Here is a 16,868-nt window from a genome sequence, read left to right as displayed (position 1 = left end):
GATCCACCCTGGCGATCAGTCTTGGACCCAGCGCAGGATCTTGTCGTCCAAGGGCGATACTCCGCTGGGGAAAGCATCCACGAGCCTGCCCTGCCCATCGATCAGGAACTTGTGGAAATTCCACTTCACGCGGTGGTCCAACACTCCGTTCTGCGACTTGTGCATCAGCCAGTTGAAGACGGCATGGGGCTGTTCGCCTTTGATGTCCACCTTGGCCATCATGGGGAAGGTCACTCCATAGTTCTTCTGGCAGAATGCGGCGATCGCCTCCTCGCTTCCGGGCTCCTGGCCGCCGAAATCATTGCAGGGAAAGCCGATGACCACCAGCCCCTGGTCCTTGTTGTTGTCGTAAAGCTCCTGCAACTGGGCATACTGCGGGGTATAGCCGCATTCGCTGGCGGTATTCACCACGATCACCTTGCTGCCTTTGTAGCGGTCGAACCGCACGAGTTGGCCTTCAATGTCGGTGGCGCTGAGGTCGTGGAATGACATGGCGGGCGGGGTCTGGGGACTTTGGATGGGCATGCTCACCGGACCCAGGCGGATCCGGTCGGCCTGGCCACAAGCCAGCGCGAGCAAGCAGGGCGCAAAGATTAAGAGGCGCATGGCAGATGAACGTGCGAAGATCGGCATTGTTCAACGGGCCTGCGCCCCCATTGGTCGAACGGGGCGTGTGCGATGTACCCTATTCCCTTGTGGCGGCGTATACCGGCGCATGATGGAAAAAAGGACCCTCTTCACGTTGCTGGTCATGGGCACTTACGTCACGCTCCTGGCCCAGACACCGGTGCGCATCATGGAACCATTGGCCATCATGGCCTCGCCCGAACTGGGCCGTGACAAGAACGCCATGGCCGCGTTGCAGGCCGCCGGGCTGGCCGATGGCATCATCGGTGCCGCGATCACCACCAGCCAGCAGGACCAATGGCCCGCCGGGCTGCAGGGCGATAGCGCCCGCGACGCCAACCGGGAAGCCATCAGGCACTACGCCGCCATCCGGGTCTGCGCACTGTCCATCGACGAAGAGGACGTGAAGCGATCGCTGGTGGGCCTGTATGCCAGCGCCAACATCCACATGCCCGAGGAGTTGCGCCCGATCACGGACATCTTCCTGGTGGTGAACGACAGCGGGCTGGTGGATCCACCACCTGTGGCCATGCAACGCGCAGCGAGCAAAGGACCCAACTGGACCCGCCACCCGAAGGCCCGCATCAAGAAGGCTGACGAGGTCTACGCCACCTACGACCTGTCCCGCGATCCCGCCGCCATCGCGGCACTGGAAAAGCGTGGCATGAGCAAGGCCGAGATCGAGGCGGTGGTGTTCCGCAGCCATGAGCGCAACTGGCCCGAGGGCATCGCCAGCTTCGAGAAGCGCTACCCGCGCCTGAAGGATTTCAAGCAGTACAAGGCCTACCAGGCAGCGCGCTGGGATGGCAAAGCGCTGTTGATCATCCCCAGCGAACCCAACCGCAAGGTGCCCGAGGCCATCCGCCCATTCATGGACGTTTACATGGTGTACACCGCCGAAGCGGTGGAAGTGCGCGACAAGACGCGCCGCTGAGCGGAGGTTACCTTCGCCGCGCCGCCACACGCCGCCTGACCGGTGCATGGCGGACATGCATTGCGGATCCGGGAGATCGCTTGGCTCATCCGCTTGGAAGCGGCACTCGACCTGCGGCAACGTGCCGCGTGGGGAGGCATGCTGCTGTACGTGACCGGCGCCGTCTATGTGGCCCATCTGGCGCTGAAGGGCTCTCCGGCCATCGCCACCTGGAACGCCTTGTTCTGGATCATCCTGCTGTTCGCGGCCTTCAATGCGTTGGCGCGCTCCTTCCAGCGCGAGGACAATGGCCGCCAACTCTACCTCCACACCCTGGCCGATCCGCGCAGCGTGATCCTGGCGCGCACGGTGTACAATATCCTCACCATGTTGCTGCTGAGCCTGCTGAGCCTGGTGTTCTATATGCTGTTCATGGGTGGCCAGGTGATGGACCAGGCGGATGTGCCCCAATACCTGCTGGCCGTTGCCATGGGTGGTGCGGGCTTCGCAGCGGTGCTCACGCTGATCTCCGCCATCGCGGCACGGGCCGGTAGTGGTCTGGGCCTGATGGCCATCCTGGGCTTCCCGCTGGTGCTTCCCATGCTGCTCACGGTGATGCGCGTGAGCAAGCTGGCGCTGGACGGCGTGGGTTGGGCGGTCACCGGCACGTATTTCCTGGGTCTTGCACTGTTGGGCGTCATCGTCGTCACCTTGTCCTGGTTGCTGTTCCCGTACCTTTGGCGCGACTGATCCATGAGGCATTGGTGGTGGAAATTCCTGGCGATCGCGTTGCTCACGGTCGCATCCGTTGCCGCCCTGCTCGCACCGCTGGGTCCTGCCTTGGTACACGTGTCCCCGAGCCGCATAGGACCGGGTGATGCGACGATCACCGTCACCGGATACAATACCGGCTGGACCGCTGCGGAAGTCCCGGCGGCCCGCCTCGCGAATGGAGAACAGTTCGTTTGCCCACAAAGCGTGGAGGTGATCGATGCGACCCACTTGCGGCTGAAAGTGGCGGTCCCCGGAGGACTGCGCAGCATGATGACCGATCTGCATGTGGAAGGACTCGCCTACCCTTCTGCTTTTCACACCACCGGCATCGGTGATGGTGCGAAGGAGGGCACTTGCGAACCGGCCGGACCGGCGAACAGCGCATCCGCGGGTTTCGCCTTCCCCAACCGCAGCATCTTGTACGAGAGCATCCGCAACCTCCATTTCCACGTGCCCATGTGGTTCACCATGATCGCGCTGATGGGCCTCTCCGTTTGGAAAAGCATCCGGCATTTGGGCAGCGGATCGCTGGACCGCGACCGGGAAGCCGCGACCGCCGTGCATGTGGGCCTGCTCTTCTGCGCGCTGGGTCTGCTCACAGGCATGGTTTGGGCGCGCGCCACATGGACCGCCTTCTGGACGAACGACGTGAAGCTCAATGGCGCCGCAGTGACCGCCTTGATCTACCTGGCCTATCTGGTGTTGCGCGGATCGGTGGCCGATGGGCACAAACGCGCCCGGCTCGCGGCGATCTACAACATCTTCGCCTTCATGCTGCTGGTGCTTTTCCTCTTCGTGGTGCCCCGGTTGAACCAGGTGGACAGCCTCCACCCCGGCAGCGGCGGCAACAGCCCCTTCAGCGATCTGGACCTCGACGACCGCCTGCGCATGGTCTTCTATCCAGCCGTGGCAGGATGGATACTGCTTGGCCTTTGGATATACGACCTGCGCCAACGCGCCACGCGCGTACAGGAAAAACTTGACGCATGAGAACCTTCATCATCCCCGGCCTGTTGCTGCTGGCACCGACCATGCTGCGCGCCCAAGCACCGAACTGGCTGGAGGACGATCTATACGGCGGCGGCAAGATGAATGCCGTGGTGGCCGTGGTGGCGATCATCATCCTGGGCATCGGCGTGTGGCTTTGGGCGCAGGACCGGAGGTTGAAGCGGCTGGAGGAGAAATTGGACAAGAAGTGACCAGCGCACCTTGGGTCAAGGACTTTTGACCGCATGCGCACATGAGTACCTGATCATCCCATGAAACGCTCCCACATCATCGCCATCGTCATCATCGCCATCTCCATCGCGGCGTTGATCGGTTCCTTGTACGACAGCAGCACTTATGCCGATCTGCACCAGGCGATGGAGAACCCGGGGCGAGAGTACCATGTGGTGGGTGTGCTGGATCGCAGTCAGGACATCATCTACGAACCCAGCCTCAATGCCAGCCTCACCACCTTCACCATGGTGGACCTGGAGGGCAATACCGCGCGCGTGCACCTGAACAAGGCCAAGCCACAGGACTTCGAACGCAGCGAACGCCTCGTGCTTATCGGCAAGGCCACGCCAGATGGCGAGTTCCACGCCCGGGACATGCTCATGAAGTGCCCGAGCAAGTACAATGAGGAGCACAGTATCGATGGTTGATGGTTGATGGTTGAAGTTGAGGGTTGACAACAGCATGGATCGCATCCACTACATCGGTGAACAGGCCTGGGCGGGGCAACTCGGGCATGCGCTCACGATCGTGTCCTTTGTGGCGGCCCTGCTGGCCACGGTGGCATTCGTCTTCGCCACCACCCGGCGTGATGAAGGCTGGAAGGCCGTGGGACGCATCGGCTTCGTATTGCATTCCACCGCGGTCATCGGCATCGTGGTGATCCTTTTCACCATGCTTTTCAAGCATTGGTTCCAGTACGACTACGTGTGGAAGCACAGCAATCTGGCCATGCCCATGAAGTACATAGCCAGCTGCTTCTGGGAGGGGCAGGAAGGCTCCTTCCTGCTCTGGACTTTCTGGCATGTGGTGCTGGGCAATATCCTCATGTTCCGCGCAGGCAAATGGGAGGCACCGGTGATGGCGGTCTTCGCGGCGGTGCAGGTCTTCCTGGCCACCATGTTGCTGGGCATCTACTTCGGTGATACGCGCATCGGCAGCAGCCCTTTCCTGCTGATCCGGCAGTTGCCGGAGAACCTCGGCCTGCCTTGGACGCTGGTGTCCGAATACATCGATCGCATCGAACAGCTCAAGGATGGCCGCGGCCTCAACCCCTTGCTACAGAATTACTGGATGGTCATCCATCCCCCCACCCTTTTCCTGGGCTTCTCCGCCACGCTGGTGCCCTTCGCCTACGCCATCGCCGGTCTCTGGACCGGAGAGCGCCGCGCTTGGATGGCCCCGGCCCTGCCTTGGACCTTCTTCGGTGTGATGGTGCTCGGCACCGGCATCCTCATGGGCGGCGCGTGGGCCTATGAGGCGCTGAGCTTCGGCGGCTTCTGGGCCTGGGATCCCGTGGAGAACGCCTCGCTCGTGCCGTGGATCACCTTGGTGGCGGCCGGCCATCTGATGATGGTGAACCGGCGCCGCGAGACCTCGCTCTTCGCCACCTTCCTGCTGACCCTTGGCACCTTTCTGTTCGTGCTGTACAGCACTTTCCTCACCCGAAGCGGTGTACTGGGCGACACCAGCGTACACAGCTTCACGGGCGACGGCATGCTGCCCGGGCTCCTGGTCTTCATGCTCTTCTTCACCGCGCTCTCCGTGCTGCTGCTGCTGCCCGCCGGTGCGGGTCACCGTCGCTTCTATGCGCTCTCGAGCCTGGCTTTGCTCATCGTCGGCATCGGTCTGGACGTGCCCGCGGAGGCGGTGGTCGTCTTCGGTTTCGTTACCTCGTTGCACATGCTATCGGCCTACCGCCGTGGCTTCAACAGCGATGACCCCGAGGAGTCCCTCTGGTCAAGGGAGTTCTGGATCTTCATCGGATCGCTCGTGCTGCTCGTGAGCGCGCTACAGATCACCTTCAGCACCAGCATCCCGGTCTTCAACCTGCTGCTGGAACCTTGGAACGACCTGCTGGAACGGCTCGGCAACGCCACCGGTCCGGGCTTCATCACCGCGCTGGCCGAAGCGCGCATCGCACCGCCCACCGACCCCATTCCGCACTACAACAAGTGGCAGTTGCCCTTCGCGGTGATCATCAGCATCCTGGTCGCCTTCACGCAATACCTGCGCTGGAAGGACAGTGACATGCGCAAGGTGCTGCGCGCCCTGTTGTGGCCTTTCATCGTTTCCGTGGCGCTCACCGTCATGCTGGTCGTCGTGCTCGGCTACGGCCTGCGCGAGATGCTCCATGGTGCCATGCTCTTCGCCACCCTCTTCGCAGTCGCGGCCAATGCCAGCTACATCCCCGCCGTGCTCAAGGGCCGTCTGCGCCACGCCGGGCCGAGCATCGCGCACGTGGGTTTCGGCCTGGTATTGCTGGGGGCCTTGATCAGCACGGGCAGCAAGGAGGAGGTGAGCCGCAACGCCAAGGGCATGGACCTGCGCTTCCTGAACGCCTCCTTCAGCAACAGCACGGACATCCTGCTCTACCGCGGAGACACCGTGCGCATGGGCGACCACTACGTGCACTACCGCGAGAAGGAGCAGGAAGGGGTGAACCTCTTCTACCACATGGACTACTTCGCGGTGGAGCCGCGCGACTATCGCATGGGCGACACGGTGCGCGTGGGCGACATGCTCTTCCGCGCGAAGAACGACCACCGCGCGGGTCCCGTATTCCTGGCCGACCAACCGGCGCATTGGGAACCGATCGAGGACCACCCGAAACGCGCGTTGTGGTACGCACGCGACTGGAGTGACACACGTCCGGGCGATCGCCGCTTCGGTCTGGCGCCTTTCGTGCAATTGAATCCGCGCTTCGGCAACGTGGCCGAACCGAGTACCAAGCACTGGTGGAACCGCGACCTGTACACGCATGTGCGCTATGCGGACCTGAGCACCGACAAGGACTCCACCGCCTTCGGCTGGATGCCCGACCGCCGCTATGACAAGACCGTGGGCGACACCATCGTAACGCCCAACAGCGTGGTGGTGATCGATAGTGTGTATACCGTACGCGACAGTGTGACCCTGGCCATGCTGGGCGACCGCTTCACCGTTTACGCCGTGGCGCTCCGCATCCGCGACCTCTACCGCACCGATCGTTGGTTCGAGGCCCGGCCCATGGTGGTCTATTCCAACGGCGAACCCGTAGCGGGAAAACCGGCCGAGATCCCCGCCTTGCGCATGCGCTATGGGCTGGCCTCGGTGGATGGGAACCCTGCCGGTGACGAGCCGCCATTGTTGGGGGTGAACGTGGCCGAGGCCGAATTCCTGGTGATGCAGGCCCTCGCCTTCCCGGGCATCAACATCCTTTGGATCGGTTGCGTGCTGCTGGCACTGGGCACCGGCCTGGCCGTGTGGCGTCGCATCGCCGATCGCGACACGCAGAAGCCATGACACGCATCCTGCTCATCGGCACCGGTCGCATGGCCTACCAGTTGGGGCACGCGATCGTGCGTGCCGGGCTGCCCCTCATCGGTGTGGCCGGCCGCGACCGCAGCAAGCGCGAGGCGCTGGCCCGCACGCTGGACCGGCCCGCGATCGATCTGACCAGGCCCCTCCCGGAGGCCGACCTCGCGTTGCTCACCGTCAGCGATGATGCCATCGCACAGGTGGCCAAACAGATCCCCGCAAGCGGAACGGTGGTGGCCCACACCGCCGGCGCCGTGGACCTGGACGTGTTGGCACCGCACACACACCGGGGCGTCATCTGGCCCATCCAGAGCCTGGGCCATGGTGCGCCCATGGACCTGCGCGATGTACCGATGGTGGTGGACGCCGTCGACGACACGGCCCGCAAGGTGCTGCTGGACCTGGCTGGTCGGCTGTCCGAGGTGCGCATCGAACTGCCCTTGGAACAACGCCGACGTGTGCACCTCGCCGCCGTGCTCACCAGCAACCTGCCCGTGTGGCTCTTCCGCGAGGCCCAACGTCTGCTGCGCGAACAGAAACTGCCGCCCGGCCTGCTGAACCCCTTGTGGAAAGCCACCGCACAACGCGCGGCCACCTTCGGGCCGGAACAGGCCCTGACCGGTCCCGCCCGGCGGGGCGACCTGCGCACCATGCAGGAACACCTGGACCTGTTGAGCGGCGATCCCGACCTTCGCGCCACCTACGACCTGTTGAGCAGGCAGATCCTGCGGGCGTACGGCCACGCATGAGCGGCACCACCTACAAGGAAAAGCTTTCCGGTCTGCGCACCTTCCTCTTCGATGTGGACGGTGTCTTCACAGACAACCGCGTGCTGCTGATGCCCGGCACCGATCCCGTGCGCACCTTCCACACCCGCGACGCCTATGCCGTGCAGCGCGCGGTGAAGGAGGGCCTGCGCATCGTCATCATCAGCGGTGGCCGCTCGCAGGGTGTGGCCGACAGTTTCGCACGGCTGGGCGTGAAAGAGGTGCACCTCGGGACCGCGGAGAAGGAAGTGCTCTTCGACAAGTTGGCAAGTGAAGGGCTCGACCCTTCGACCGCGGCCTACATGGGCGACGACCTGCCCGACCTGCGCGTGATGCGCCGAGTGGCCTTCCCCTGCACGCCCGCCGACGGCGCCGAGGAGATCAAGGCCATCAGCGCCTACGTGAGCCGCTATCCCGGCGGTGGCGGCTGTGTGCGCGACCTGTTGGAACAGGCACTGAAGGCGCAGGGAAAGTGGTTGAATGATGGGGCGTACACCTGGTGAATGCCCGGCCGGTATACCGAAAGTCCAAGGGCGGAAGACATGGTGCGCCGAAACCCGATCCACATCGGACTCGCCCAGGGGAGACCACCGGCCAAACCACAGCATGCCAACTTGCCGCTGATATGACCCCCTTCCTACGGCTCACCCGCCCGATCAACCTGCTGATCATCGCCGCCACCATGCTGCTGATGCGCGAGGGTGTGATAGCCGGCAACCTGGAGCGCGGCATCGGTGAATTGTTGAAGGAGGCCGGACCCGGCGTGACGCGCGGCGAACTGCTGCTGCCTGAAAGCTTCGGGCCGCGCATGCCCTGGGGCCACTTCATCCTGCTCGTGCTGAGCACGGTGCTGGTGGCGGCCGGGGGAAATGTCATCAACGACTATTTCGATACGCGCATCGACCGCATCAACAAACCCGGCGAAGTGATCGTGGGACGCCAGGTGAAGCGGCGCGTGGCCATGGTGGGGCATCTGGTGCTGAGCGGTGCCGGACTGCTCGCGGGCATCCTCGTGGCCTGGCGCAGCGGCCTTCCCCAATGGATGCTCATCACCGTCTTCGCCATCGGTGCGCTCTGGACCTACAGCACCACCTTCAAACGGCGACTGCTCATCGGCAACGGCCTGGTGGCCACGCTCACCGCGCTGGTGCCGCTCACCGTGGGGCTGTATGAGATACCGCTGCTCAAACGCGCGTTCGCCGAACCCCAGGTGGTGGCACTCCCCGATGGCAGCCGCTACCTGATGGAACCGGCCTTCGACCAACTCTGGGCCTGGATCCTCGCCTTCACCGCTTTCGCCTTTCTGAGCACCCTGGTGCGCGAACTGCAGAAGGACATGGCCGACGAGAAGGGCGACCGGGAGGAGGGTTGCCGCACGGTACCCATCGCATGGGGCATGGGGGCCGCGCGCACCATGGTCCTGGTATACATCGGCCTGCTGATCGCCGGGTTGCTGGTGCTGCGGGCACGCCTGCTCACGGACAGCGTCTCGTTCTGGTACATCGGGCTCGGCATCATCGCGCCGTTGCTGCTCAGCGCCGGCTTCACGTTCCAGGCCCGCACCCGCGATGCGCACATCCGCGCGGGCCAACTGATGAAACTCGCCATGGTGATGGCCGTGGGCTACGCCTTGCTCATCGGAAGGACATGACCGCACCACCTCCCCTCTTCCCCTGGCGGCTGATCCTCGCGTCGGCATCGCCGCGGCGGCGTGAACTGCTCAAGGGGCTTGACCTCCAGGTGGAGACCACCGCCGTGGACCTGGATGAAACACCGCCTCCTGGGATGCCCCCAGAACTGGTGGCGGCGCACCTCGCCATGGAAAAGTCGCGCGCATGGCCCGGCACTCTGGCCCTTGACCAGGTGCTGGTGACGGCCGACACCACCGTGCTGATCGATGGCGAATTGCTGAACAAACCGGTGGATGCGGAGGATGCCATGCGCATGCTGGAACGACTCTCCGGTGCCACGCATACCGTGATCACCGCGGTGTGTGTGCGTACCACGCAGGGGGAAACAGCGTTCTCGGACAAGGCACGCGTGACATTCGCCCGGCTCACCGAAGAGGAGATCGCCTACTACGTGGAGCGATACCGGCCGCTGGACAAGGCGGGCGCGTATGGCGTGCAGGAATGGATCGGCTACGTGGGCGTGGAACGTTTGGAAGGCAGCTTCTACACGGTGATGGGATTGCCCCTGCATCCGCTTTACCAGGCCTTGAAACGGCTCGCGCCGCCCACCACACCTTGAAAATGGGGCGTGCGATCCAATTCGGCCTGCGACTTCTTGTGATGCTGGTCTCCGCTGGCGGAGCAAGCGCCCAGGACAGCGCCTGGGACACAGCGGTGGATACGCCACGACCCGGACAGATCTACCCCACGAGCGGTGCGGAGTGGCAGTTCAGCGTACCGGTGTTGGATGTCGCGGGCAATGATCGGGGCGCAGTGGTGCGTTTCACGCCCTTCGTCAACATGCAGGGCCTGGTGCATTTCGACACCAGCGAGCGCTTCGGCATCTTCATGGGTCTGTCCCTGCGCAACCATGGTTTCATCTACGTCGACCCCACCAGCGACTTCCGCTACAAGTTCCGCACGTACAATGCGGGCCTGCCCGTCGGCATCAAGCTCGGCCGCATGCACGGTGCCCTGCTCTACGGCGGCTACCTGTTGGAGCTGCCATTCCACTACCAGGAGAAGCGTTTCCTGAATGAGAAGCGCGACGACCGCTTCGGCGTGTGGCTCAGTGGCCGCAACGAGCCCCTGCACCATGGTGTGTTCATCGGGCTGCAAAGCACGAGCTCGGTCACCTTCACCCTGCGCTACCAGATGAACAATTTCCACGCGAAGCACTTCACCGAAACCGTGGATGGCATGGAGACCCACCCGTATGCGGCGCTTGATGCCCGGGTGATCACTGTCGCCATCGGTTTCGGGCTGTACAACGGTGAGCGTATCATCACCACACCCCGCGCACCGGCCACACGCGAGGTCCATGCGGGCCGTTGAAGGCGCGTGACCGGACCGGTTCGCGCGGCACCAGGACCTTGGGAACCATTCCTTTCCGGTGGGTGCTACTTTTGGAAGGCCCTATCGTCCGAACCCACATGAAGAAAGACCTCCTCCCCTTGTTGCCGCTCTTCGCCGTTGTGCTTATCGGCACCGCCACCCACGCCCAGACCACCAAGGACGGAACCCGGTTGGCGTGGGACCAGCGCATCGCGGTGACCCAGGGTACGATCACCGTGGACAAGAAGGAACATCCGGCGCACACCATCACGGTGTTCGAGGCCGATGCGGGCACCGCCATCGATCTCTGGCGGAAGGAGCTGACGCCCGTGAGCGCGGCCATCACCAACAAGCCCCTGCGCGCCACCGGGGTCAGGCTGCCCCAGCTATCCGAAGAGCAGCTGATCGTGCTGGCCGATGGCACCACCGAGAAGAAAGCGGGTGTGGCCAAACTGTCCCTGGCCTTTTTGGTGAATGACAGCACGCCGCTGGAGGCCGACGCCGAGAAGTACATGTACGACCTGGCCGTTCGCCTGAACAAGGCCGTGGTGCAGGGCCAGATCGATCGGTACCAGAAGGACCTGGACAAGACCGGCGAGAAGCTGGCCAGTTCCGCGAAGGACAAGGCGAAGGCGGAAAGCAACGTGGCCAAGGCCAACCGCGACCTGGAGAAGCTCAAGAGCAAGCGCGGGAAGATCCAGGCGGACAATGCCAAGATCCACGGCAACATCACCGGGTTGGAGAAGAAGTTCGCACTTACCAATGACCCCAAGGACCTTCAGCGGCTCACCAAGGCGCGCTCCTCCCTGGCGAAGAACGAAGGTTCCCTGGCCAAGCTCATGCAACAGGAGGCCAAGGTGCAGGGCAACCTGAACAAGCACCAGAGCACGCTGGAAAAGCACAGCAGCAAGGCCGGCGACCACCAGGAAAGCAAAGAGGACCTGCAGCGCATCATCAGCGAATTGAAGCGCAAGCAGGACCACATACGTTGATCAGCCATACCCGAACCCATGCGCCAGACCCTGACCACCATCGCAGCGCTGTGCGCCACGGGCGCCATGGCGCAACTGGAGATCCGCCCGCACGTGGGCATGAACCTGCAGAATTTCACCGAGGCGCCCACCTATTCGGAATGGAAGTCCAAAGCGGGCTTCCAAGTGGGCGGCGACCTCATGTTCGGTTCCAAGGTGCACTTCTCGGCGGGCCTGCAATACGTGCTGGGCAACGTGGGCATCACCTCCACAACCACCAACATCAATGGTGAGGAGGTCACCGTGGAAGGGACCGTCTCCACCGGCAGCCTGCGTGTGCCCCTGCGCTTCGGTTACCGCTTCGTGGATCCCGAGGAGAGACCCGCCTTCAACTTCCGGCTCTTCGGCGGATTGGCCGCCTCGCTGCCCATCGTCACCGAATTCGACCAGGACGGTGTGCGCGACGTGAAGTTCAATGACACGCAGCTGGCGATCACCGCTGGCGCCGGTCTGGACATCTCGGTGTTCTTCATCGACGTGAGCTACGACATCGGCATGACGCCGGTCTTCGACGACGAGAGGATCGACGTGGACCCCAAGGCGAACATGCTGCAGGTCAATGCAGGTGTGCGCTTGAAACTGGCCCGCTGATCAGCGGATCAGCGTGACGTGCCCCGCGCGTTCCTGGAGCCCGCCGAAGGTGTCGTGCAGACGCAGCCGCCAAACGTAGACCCCCTGTGGCGTCTCGCTGCCCGATGAGGTCCCGTCCCAACCTTGCTGCTTGTCCCGCGCGGTGAAGAGCGATCGGCCCCAACGATCGTATATCGTCAGTTCGAAGAAGCTTGGATCGCCCACGGTGGTGACCACACCGAACACATCATTCACACCATCACCATCCGGGGTGAAGGCGTTCGGCGCCCAGAGGCCGAAATCGTCCTCCACACAATAGATGCCCTCCGCCTCGCTCGTGCAGCCCTCCTCGTCGGTCACGCGCAGGGTAAGCGGATGGCACTCCACCTCCTCGAAGGTGTACACCACGGAGAGGCCCTCGAGCGTATCGCCCACGGCGCCGATGGTCCAATCCCATGCGACGCCCGTGGAGGCCATGGCGCTGAACTGCACCGTGGGCGAACCGATGGTGGTGATCGGCGGATCGGCGGTGAAGAGCGCCACCGGCGGCGCGATGGCGTTGATCGGTTCCGCCAATGTGGCGGCGACCGTGCATCCATCCGCATTGGTGGCGGTCACGGTCACCGCGTAGGTCCCTGCGGACCCGAAGCAGTGCCGCACGATGATGCCGTTCGCGGTGCCGCCATCCCCGAAGTCCCAATCCAATTGCACCGCCTGCTGCGTGGAGGCGGAGAACTGCGCACAATGCGGCACACATCCCGTGGCCTCATCCACCGACAGTGCGGGGACCTCCGCCGTGGAGACCTGCACATTCACTTCCACGGGACCCGCCGTGCATCCCTGCGCATCGGTCACGGTCATCGTGTAGGTGGTCGTGGACGCGGGTGAGACCAGGGGTCCATCCGGCAGAAAGCCGATCACGTATGGCGGCGTACCCCCGGAAACCTGCGGTGCCAGCAGCAACGCATCGCCCGCACAGATCACCGCATCGGCCGGCGGTGCCATGGTCATGGGCTCCGGCTCCGCGATCGTCACCTGCGCGATGGCTTCGCAGCCATCGGCATCTGTGACCGTGACCACATAGGTGCCAGGCCCAAGACCCGTGTGGGTCAGACCCGTACCCAGGGCAGGTTGCCATTCGATCTCGTACGGACCGGTTCCACCTGTGATGGATCCCGTGACAGTTCCATCCGAGGATCCGTGGCAGGTGACGTCCACGGATGACAATTGCACCACGGGTCCCGCCGTGCTGGCCTCGAGCAACACGTTGGCCTGCGCGGGGCAGGCGTCCGGCGCGGAGACCTGCACGCCATAGATGCCAGGTGCCAGACCGGTGATCGTGGCCGTGGTCCCACCGCCCGGGTTCCATTGGTAGGAGACCGGCCCGTTGGTACCCGTCACCTGTGCGGTGATCGTTCCGTTGGCCTGTCCGCAGGTGGGCTGCACCACGTCGAAGTCCACCTCCAGGATGGAGATCTGGCGCACCACTGTGCTCGGCGCGTTACAAGGGCCGCTCACGGTGAATGTGACGGTGTAGGTGCCCGGTGCGGCATAGGTGTGCTGGGGCGAAGCCAGCGTGCTGGTGTTGGCGGCACCGGATGCGGGATCGCCGAAGTTCCACGCGAAGGATGTGGGGCAGAGTGCGGATGTGTTGGTGAATTCCACCGTGCTGCCATCGCATCCGTAGGTGAAGTCCGCCTGATTGGGCGGCGCCTCGCCCACGAGAAAGTCGTCGATCGCCACGCCATCGTAGCTGTTGCAGGTGGAACCGGCACCAAAGACGAAACGGAAGCGCACGCTGGGTTGACCCGCCAGGCTCTGCAGGCATTGCGAGGCGGTGACCCAGGTGACACTGCCACTGCCGCCGACACAGGCCCCCTGGGTGGGCCCGATGCGGCCCGACCACCCTTGCCGCGGATCGGCAAGGGTGAGGTTGCTGATGTACTGCGTGTTGAACCAGTTCTGGGCGAGGCAATGCGCCGGTGCACCGAAAGCGCCCACATTGGTCCATGTCGCGCCGCCGTTGAGCGAATACTGCATGGACAGCCCATCGAAGTCGCGCTCACATTCCCACAGGACCTTGAAGGAGATCCATGGGTTCGTCAGCGCGCTGAAGTCGTAGCAAGGTCCCATCACCCAACTCTGCTGGCTGTCGATGTACCAGCTGTTCGTGAGACCGCCGATCACCCAACAACGGCTTCCGCTGGCCGCGCCGGAGATCACCGGCTTGGTGGGTGTGCCCCAGGCCCAATCGCTGCCGGCACCACCGCTGGCCCACACCGGCCCGGTCTCGAAATCCTCCAGATGCGGGAACACATCGATGGTCAATGGGCATTGCGCCACGACGTTTGGCGCACTCGGCAGCATGGACATGGCGATGCCCATGGCGTGAAGCGATGCACGCATCAGCATGGAGGCGGGTCCCTTGCGCCGGGCCATGGTGGTCATGAGCGGACAAAGGTCCCCATTCGCCGCTTGGCATGCGCGCCTTGGCATCCACTGGTCTTGGCTTGCTCAGCGCAACAGCGTAAAGGCCCCCTGTAGTTCCCACACCCGGCCGTCGTGGCCCGTGGCGGATAGCACATAGAAGTAGGTGCCGTCCGATACGCGCTCGCCGGAGCTGGTCCGGGCATCCCACACCTGCGCCGGATCGGTGAGCACGCGCAGCACCTGGCCCCAGCGGTTGTAGATCGTCACTTCCAAGGTGGCGATGCCGCGTGATACCGGCCCCCACACGTCATTCACGCCGTCACCATTCGGGCTGAAGACGTTGGGCACCCACAGGTCGCTGTCCTCGAGCGGCGCCAGCACGATCACCGTACCGGTGGCAGTGGCGCTGCATCCGGCGAAGCTCACGATCAGCGCCACGGGATAGACGCCGGGTTCTCCGTAGGTGTGCGAAGGATCGAAGGACGTGCTCGAAGCGCCATCGCCGAAGTCCCAGGTCCAGGCACCGCCCGGTGGTGTGGAGTTGTTGATGAAGTCCACGACCAGCGGGGCGTACCCGGTCGATGGATCGGCCGTGAACGCGGCCGATACGGTGATCTCCGTGACCACGTGCGACGCCTGGTCCGTGCCGCAATCGGTAACGGTCACCGTGTACACGCCACCGGCCGCGACGATGATGCTCTGCGTGGTCTCACCGGTGGACCACAGGTAGCTGACACCACCCGCGGCCGTAAGGACGATGGAAGCGCCTGTGCAGACCGTATCCGGTCCAATGATGCCGGCGACAGGACCCGGCAGCAGTGTCACCACCACGCTGTCCATGCCTTGGCCGCAGGCATTGGTGCCCACCACGATGTAAGTGCCGGGCATGTCCACTTGAACGGTGGCACCCGTGGGTCCATGGCCCCATTGGTAGCTGTCCGCTCCATTCGCCGTGAGTGTGATGGATCCGCCTTCGCAAAGCGCATCCGGACCGGTGATCGTCACCGTGGGCAGGCCTTGCGTCACGTTCACCTGGGCGCTGGCGATGCAGCCATTGGCATCGGTCACGGTCACCGTGTAGATGCCTGCAGCAAGTCCCGAAGCCGCGGCGCTATTGCCTCCCGCCGGACTCCAGCTGTATGTGAACCCCGGCGACCCACCACTCACGCTGGCGGTCGCGCTGCCGTCGGCCTGGCCGCAGGTGGCCGGTACCGTGCTGGTGGCGATGACCAAGGGATCCGGCTCACCAATGTCCACCACCAGCGATGCCGTGCAGTCCTCCGCATCCGTCACGGTAACGGTGTAGCTGCCCGCCGCAAGTCCGATCTGGACCGCGCCGGCAAGTCCCCCGGGCATCCAGGTGTAGGTGAATGGCACTGTGCCGCCTGTGGCCGCCACCGTGGCGCTTCCATCCGCACCACCAAAGCAGCCCACATCGTTCTGCTCCACCATTGCCAGTGCCAGATCGCAGGGTGCTTGTGAACAACTACCGGCCGTCACGCTCACGTCATCGATATAGTAGTAGGCGTAGGGCAGCAGCGCGTTGGCGTTCACACACTCGTAGCTGGTGTTCGCGTCGTTCTTGAAGTTGCCGATGATGATGTACTGCTCACCGCCGTTGGCCACGTAGTCCCACGACAGTTGCTGCCACCCGTTGGTGATGGTGATGTTCGGACCATTGTAGGGCAACTGTGGCGTGAAGGGCAGGTGCGAGGCGGAACCCACCGTGGTGCAGTTGATGTCCACCAGGGTGTTGGAGAAGTACACGCCAATGTCATCCGAGGCGAACTTCACGTTGTCCGCCAGGCTGATGTGGAACGACACGCAATAGGTCTGGCCGGCCACCAACGGTTGTGTCAGCGTGCCTTCCAGGTATTCGCGCCATCCCGATCCGAAGAAATTCAGGCAGCCGAAGAGCGCGAACCCTTCGTACACGATGATCCCCGCATAGCCCACACCGGTGTGCGCTGGCTCGTTGCCCAGGATGTTCGCCGGCACGCCCACACCGAAGGCCCCCAAGGGGCTGCAGGCGTTGAAGAGGTCGGAGGTGGAGCAGGTGTCACCCACCACGTTCGTGTATGGGTTGCGCCAGGGCACGGCCTTGTCCAACTCACTGGGTCCGATCGGGCAGGAAGAGATGGTCTCGAAGCTCGGATTGATGACCAGGTTCTGCGCCATCATCGATGATGACAGCATGAACAGGCAGGGCAGAATGTGCTTGGGCTCCATCACC

At 63.8% G+C, this 16,868-nt stretch carries 16 protein-coding genes; 13 read left to right on the top strand and 3 right to left on the bottom strand.

Annotated features, from left to right (window positions below):
* Positions 1-15 precede the first annotated feature (15 nt).
* Positions 16-606, bottom strand: a complete 591-nt coding sequence (locus KIT10_00260; protein ID MCW5897675.1) for a glutathione peroxidase — start codon at positions 604-606, stop codon at positions 16-18.
* A 112-nt stretch (positions 607-718) separates the two neighbouring features.
* On the opposite strand from KIT10_00260, the gene KIT10_00255 reads away from it, so the two are divergent.
* From KIT10_00255 to KIT10_00195, 13 genes are all read left to right on the top strand, one after another.
* Entirely contained in the window at positions 719-1,561 is an 843-nt protein-coding gene (locus tag KIT10_00255; protein MCW5897674.1) for a hypothetical protein, read from the top strand.
* A gap of 93 nt (positions 1,562-1,654) precedes the next feature.
* Entirely contained in the window at positions 1,655-2,290 is a 636-nt protein-coding gene (locus KIT10_00250) for a hypothetical protein (GenBank protein ID MCW5897673.1), read from the top strand.
* 3 nt (positions 2,291-2,293) lie between these two features.
* Entirely contained in the window at positions 2,294-3,304 is a 1,011-nt protein-coding gene (ccsA, locus tag KIT10_00245) for a cytochrome c biogenesis protein CcsA (GenBank protein MCW5897672.1), read from the top strand.
* Positions 3,301-3,513, top strand: coding sequence for a CcmD family protein (locus KIT10_00240; protein MCW5897671.1), 213 nt, complete (start codon positions 3,301-3,303; stop codon positions 3,511-3,513). The genes ccsA (KIT10_00245) and KIT10_00240 overlap by 4 nt, the downstream gene beginning before the upstream one ends.
* A 60-nt stretch (positions 3,514-3,573) precedes the next feature.
* Positions 3,574-3,963 (top strand): cytochrome c maturation protein CcmE, encoded by a 390-nt coding sequence (locus KIT10_00235; protein MCW5897670.1) that lies wholly within the window; start codon positions 3,574-3,576, stop codon positions 3,961-3,963.
* A 34-nt stretch (positions 3,964-3,997) separates the two neighbouring features.
* Complete coding sequence (gene ccsA / locus KIT10_00230; protein ID MCW5897669.1) at positions 3,998-6,817, top strand: cytochrome c biogenesis protein CcsA; 2,820 nt, start codon at positions 3,998-4,000, stop codon at positions 6,815-6,817.
* Entirely contained in the window at positions 6,814-7,581 is a 768-nt protein-coding gene (locus KIT10_00225) for a DUF2520 domain-containing protein (GenBank protein ID MCW5897668.1), read from the top strand. Before ccsA (KIT10_00230) ends, KIT10_00225 begins: the two co-directional genes overlap by 4 nt.
* The gene (locus KIT10_00220; GenBank protein ID MCW5897667.1) at positions 7,578-8,102 is read left to right on the top strand and encodes a 3-deoxy-D-manno-octulosonate 8-phosphate phosphatase; all 525 of its coding nucleotides are present in this window, start codon (positions 7,578-7,580) and stop codon (positions 8,100-8,102) included. The genes KIT10_00225 and KIT10_00220 overlap by 4 nt, the downstream gene beginning before the upstream one ends.
* Positions 8,103-8,224: 122 nt before the next feature.
* Positions 8,225-9,250, top strand: coding sequence for a geranylgeranylglycerol-phosphate geranylgeranyltransferase (locus KIT10_00215; GenBank protein ID MCW5897666.1), 1,026 nt, complete (start codon positions 8,225-8,227; stop codon positions 9,248-9,250).
* A complete protein-coding gene (gene maf, locus KIT10_00210) occupies positions 9,247-9,849 on the top strand; it encodes a septum formation protein Maf (protein ID MCW5897665.1) in 603 nt (200 codons plus the stop codon). The genes KIT10_00215 and maf overlap by 4 nt, the downstream gene beginning before the upstream one ends.
* A 2-nt stretch (positions 9,850-9,851) precedes the next feature.
* Complete coding sequence (locus KIT10_00205) at positions 9,852-10,604, top strand: hypothetical protein (GenBank protein MCW5897664.1); 753 nt, start codon at positions 9,852-9,854, stop codon at positions 10,602-10,604.
* Between the two features lie 98 nt (positions 10,605-10,702).
* On the top strand, positions 10,703-11,596 hold the full coding sequence (locus tag KIT10_00200) for a hypothetical protein (protein ID MCW5897663.1): 894 nt from the start codon (positions 10,703-10,705) through the stop codon (positions 11,594-11,596).
* A gap of 18 nt (positions 11,597-11,614) precedes the next feature.
* Positions 11,615-12,226 (top strand): PorT family protein, encoded by a 612-nt coding sequence (locus KIT10_00195; protein ID MCW5897662.1) that lies wholly within the window; start codon positions 11,615-11,617, stop codon positions 12,224-12,226.
* On the opposite strand, the gene KIT10_00190 is transcribed toward KIT10_00195, so the two are convergent.
* Together KIT10_00190 and KIT10_00185 are read right to left on the bottom strand one after the other, a co-directional pair.
* Positions 12,227-14,653, bottom strand: coding sequence for a PKD domain-containing protein (locus KIT10_00190; protein ID MCW5897661.1), 2,427 nt, complete (start codon positions 14,651-14,653; stop codon positions 12,227-12,229).
* 66 nt (positions 14,654-14,719) lie between these two features.
* Complete coding sequence (locus KIT10_00185; protein ID MCW5897660.1) at positions 14,720-16,864, bottom strand: gliding motility-associated C-terminal domain-containing protein; 2,145 nt, start codon at positions 16,862-16,864, stop codon at positions 14,720-14,722.
* Between the last annotated feature and the right edge of the window lie 4 nt (positions 16,865-16,868).

This window comes from Flavobacteriales bacterium (assembly GCA_026129465.1).
GTDB lineage: Bacteria > Bacteroidota > Bacteroidia > Flavobacteriales_F > PHOS-HE28 > PHOS-HE28.
This window is presented reverse-complemented; position numbering and strand designations above follow the sequence as displayed.

What these genes read in the sequence shown, in the direction of transcription:
- KIT10_00260 (MCW5897675.1), bottom strand. Translation starts at nt 606, where the DNA reads ATGCGCCTCTTAATCTTTGCGCCCTGCTTGCTCGCGCTGGCTTGTGGC.
- KIT10_00255 (MCW5897674.1), top strand. Translation starts at nt 719, where the DNA reads ATGGAAAAAAGGACCCTCTTCACGTTGCTGGTCATGGGCACTTACGTC.
- ccsA (MCW5897672.1), top strand. Translation starts at nt 2,294, where the DNA reads ATGAGGCATTGGTGGTGGAAATTCCTGGCGATCGCGTTGCTCACGGTC.
- KIT10_00240 (MCW5897671.1), top strand. Translation starts at nt 3,301, where the DNA reads ATGAGAACCTTCATCATCCCCGGCCTGTTGCTGCTGGCACCGACCATG.
- KIT10_00235 (MCW5897670.1), top strand. Translation starts at nt 3,574, where the DNA reads ATGAAACGCTCCCACATCATCGCCATCGTCATCATCGCCATCTCCATC.
- ccsA (MCW5897669.1), top strand. Translation starts at nt 3,998, where the DNA reads ATGGATCGCATCCACTACATCGGTGAACAGGCCTGGGCGGGGCAACTC.
- KIT10_00225 (MCW5897668.1), top strand. Translation starts at nt 6,814, where the DNA reads ATGACACGCATCCTGCTCATCGGCACCGGTCGCATGGCCTACCAGTTG.
- KIT10_00220 (MCW5897667.1), top strand. Translation starts at nt 7,578, where the DNA reads ATGAGCGGCACCACCTACAAGGAAAAGCTTTCCGGTCTGCGCACCTTC.
- KIT10_00215 (MCW5897666.1), top strand. Translation starts at nt 8,225, where the DNA reads ATGACCCCCTTCCTACGGCTCACCCGCCCGATCAACCTGCTGATCATC.
- maf (MCW5897665.1), top strand. Translation starts at nt 9,247, where the DNA reads ATGACCGCACCACCTCCCCTCTTCCCCTGGCGGCTGATCCTCGCGTCG.
- KIT10_00205 (MCW5897664.1), top strand. Translation starts at nt 9,852, where the DNA reads ATGGGGCGTGCGATCCAATTCGGCCTGCGACTTCTTGTGATGCTGGTC.
- KIT10_00200 (MCW5897663.1), top strand. Translation starts at nt 10,703, where the DNA reads ATGAAGAAAGACCTCCTCCCCTTGTTGCCGCTCTTCGCCGTTGTGCTT.
- KIT10_00195 (MCW5897662.1), top strand. Translation starts at nt 11,615, where the DNA reads ATGCGCCAGACCCTGACCACCATCGCAGCGCTGTGCGCCACGGGCGCC.
- KIT10_00190 (MCW5897661.1), bottom strand. Translation starts at nt 14,653, where the DNA reads ATGACCACCATGGCCCGGCGCAAGGGACCCGCCTCCATGCTGATGCGT.
- KIT10_00185 (MCW5897660.1), bottom strand. Translation starts at nt 16,864, where the DNA reads ATGGAGCCCAAGCACATTCTGCCCTGCCTGTTCATGCTGTCATCATCG.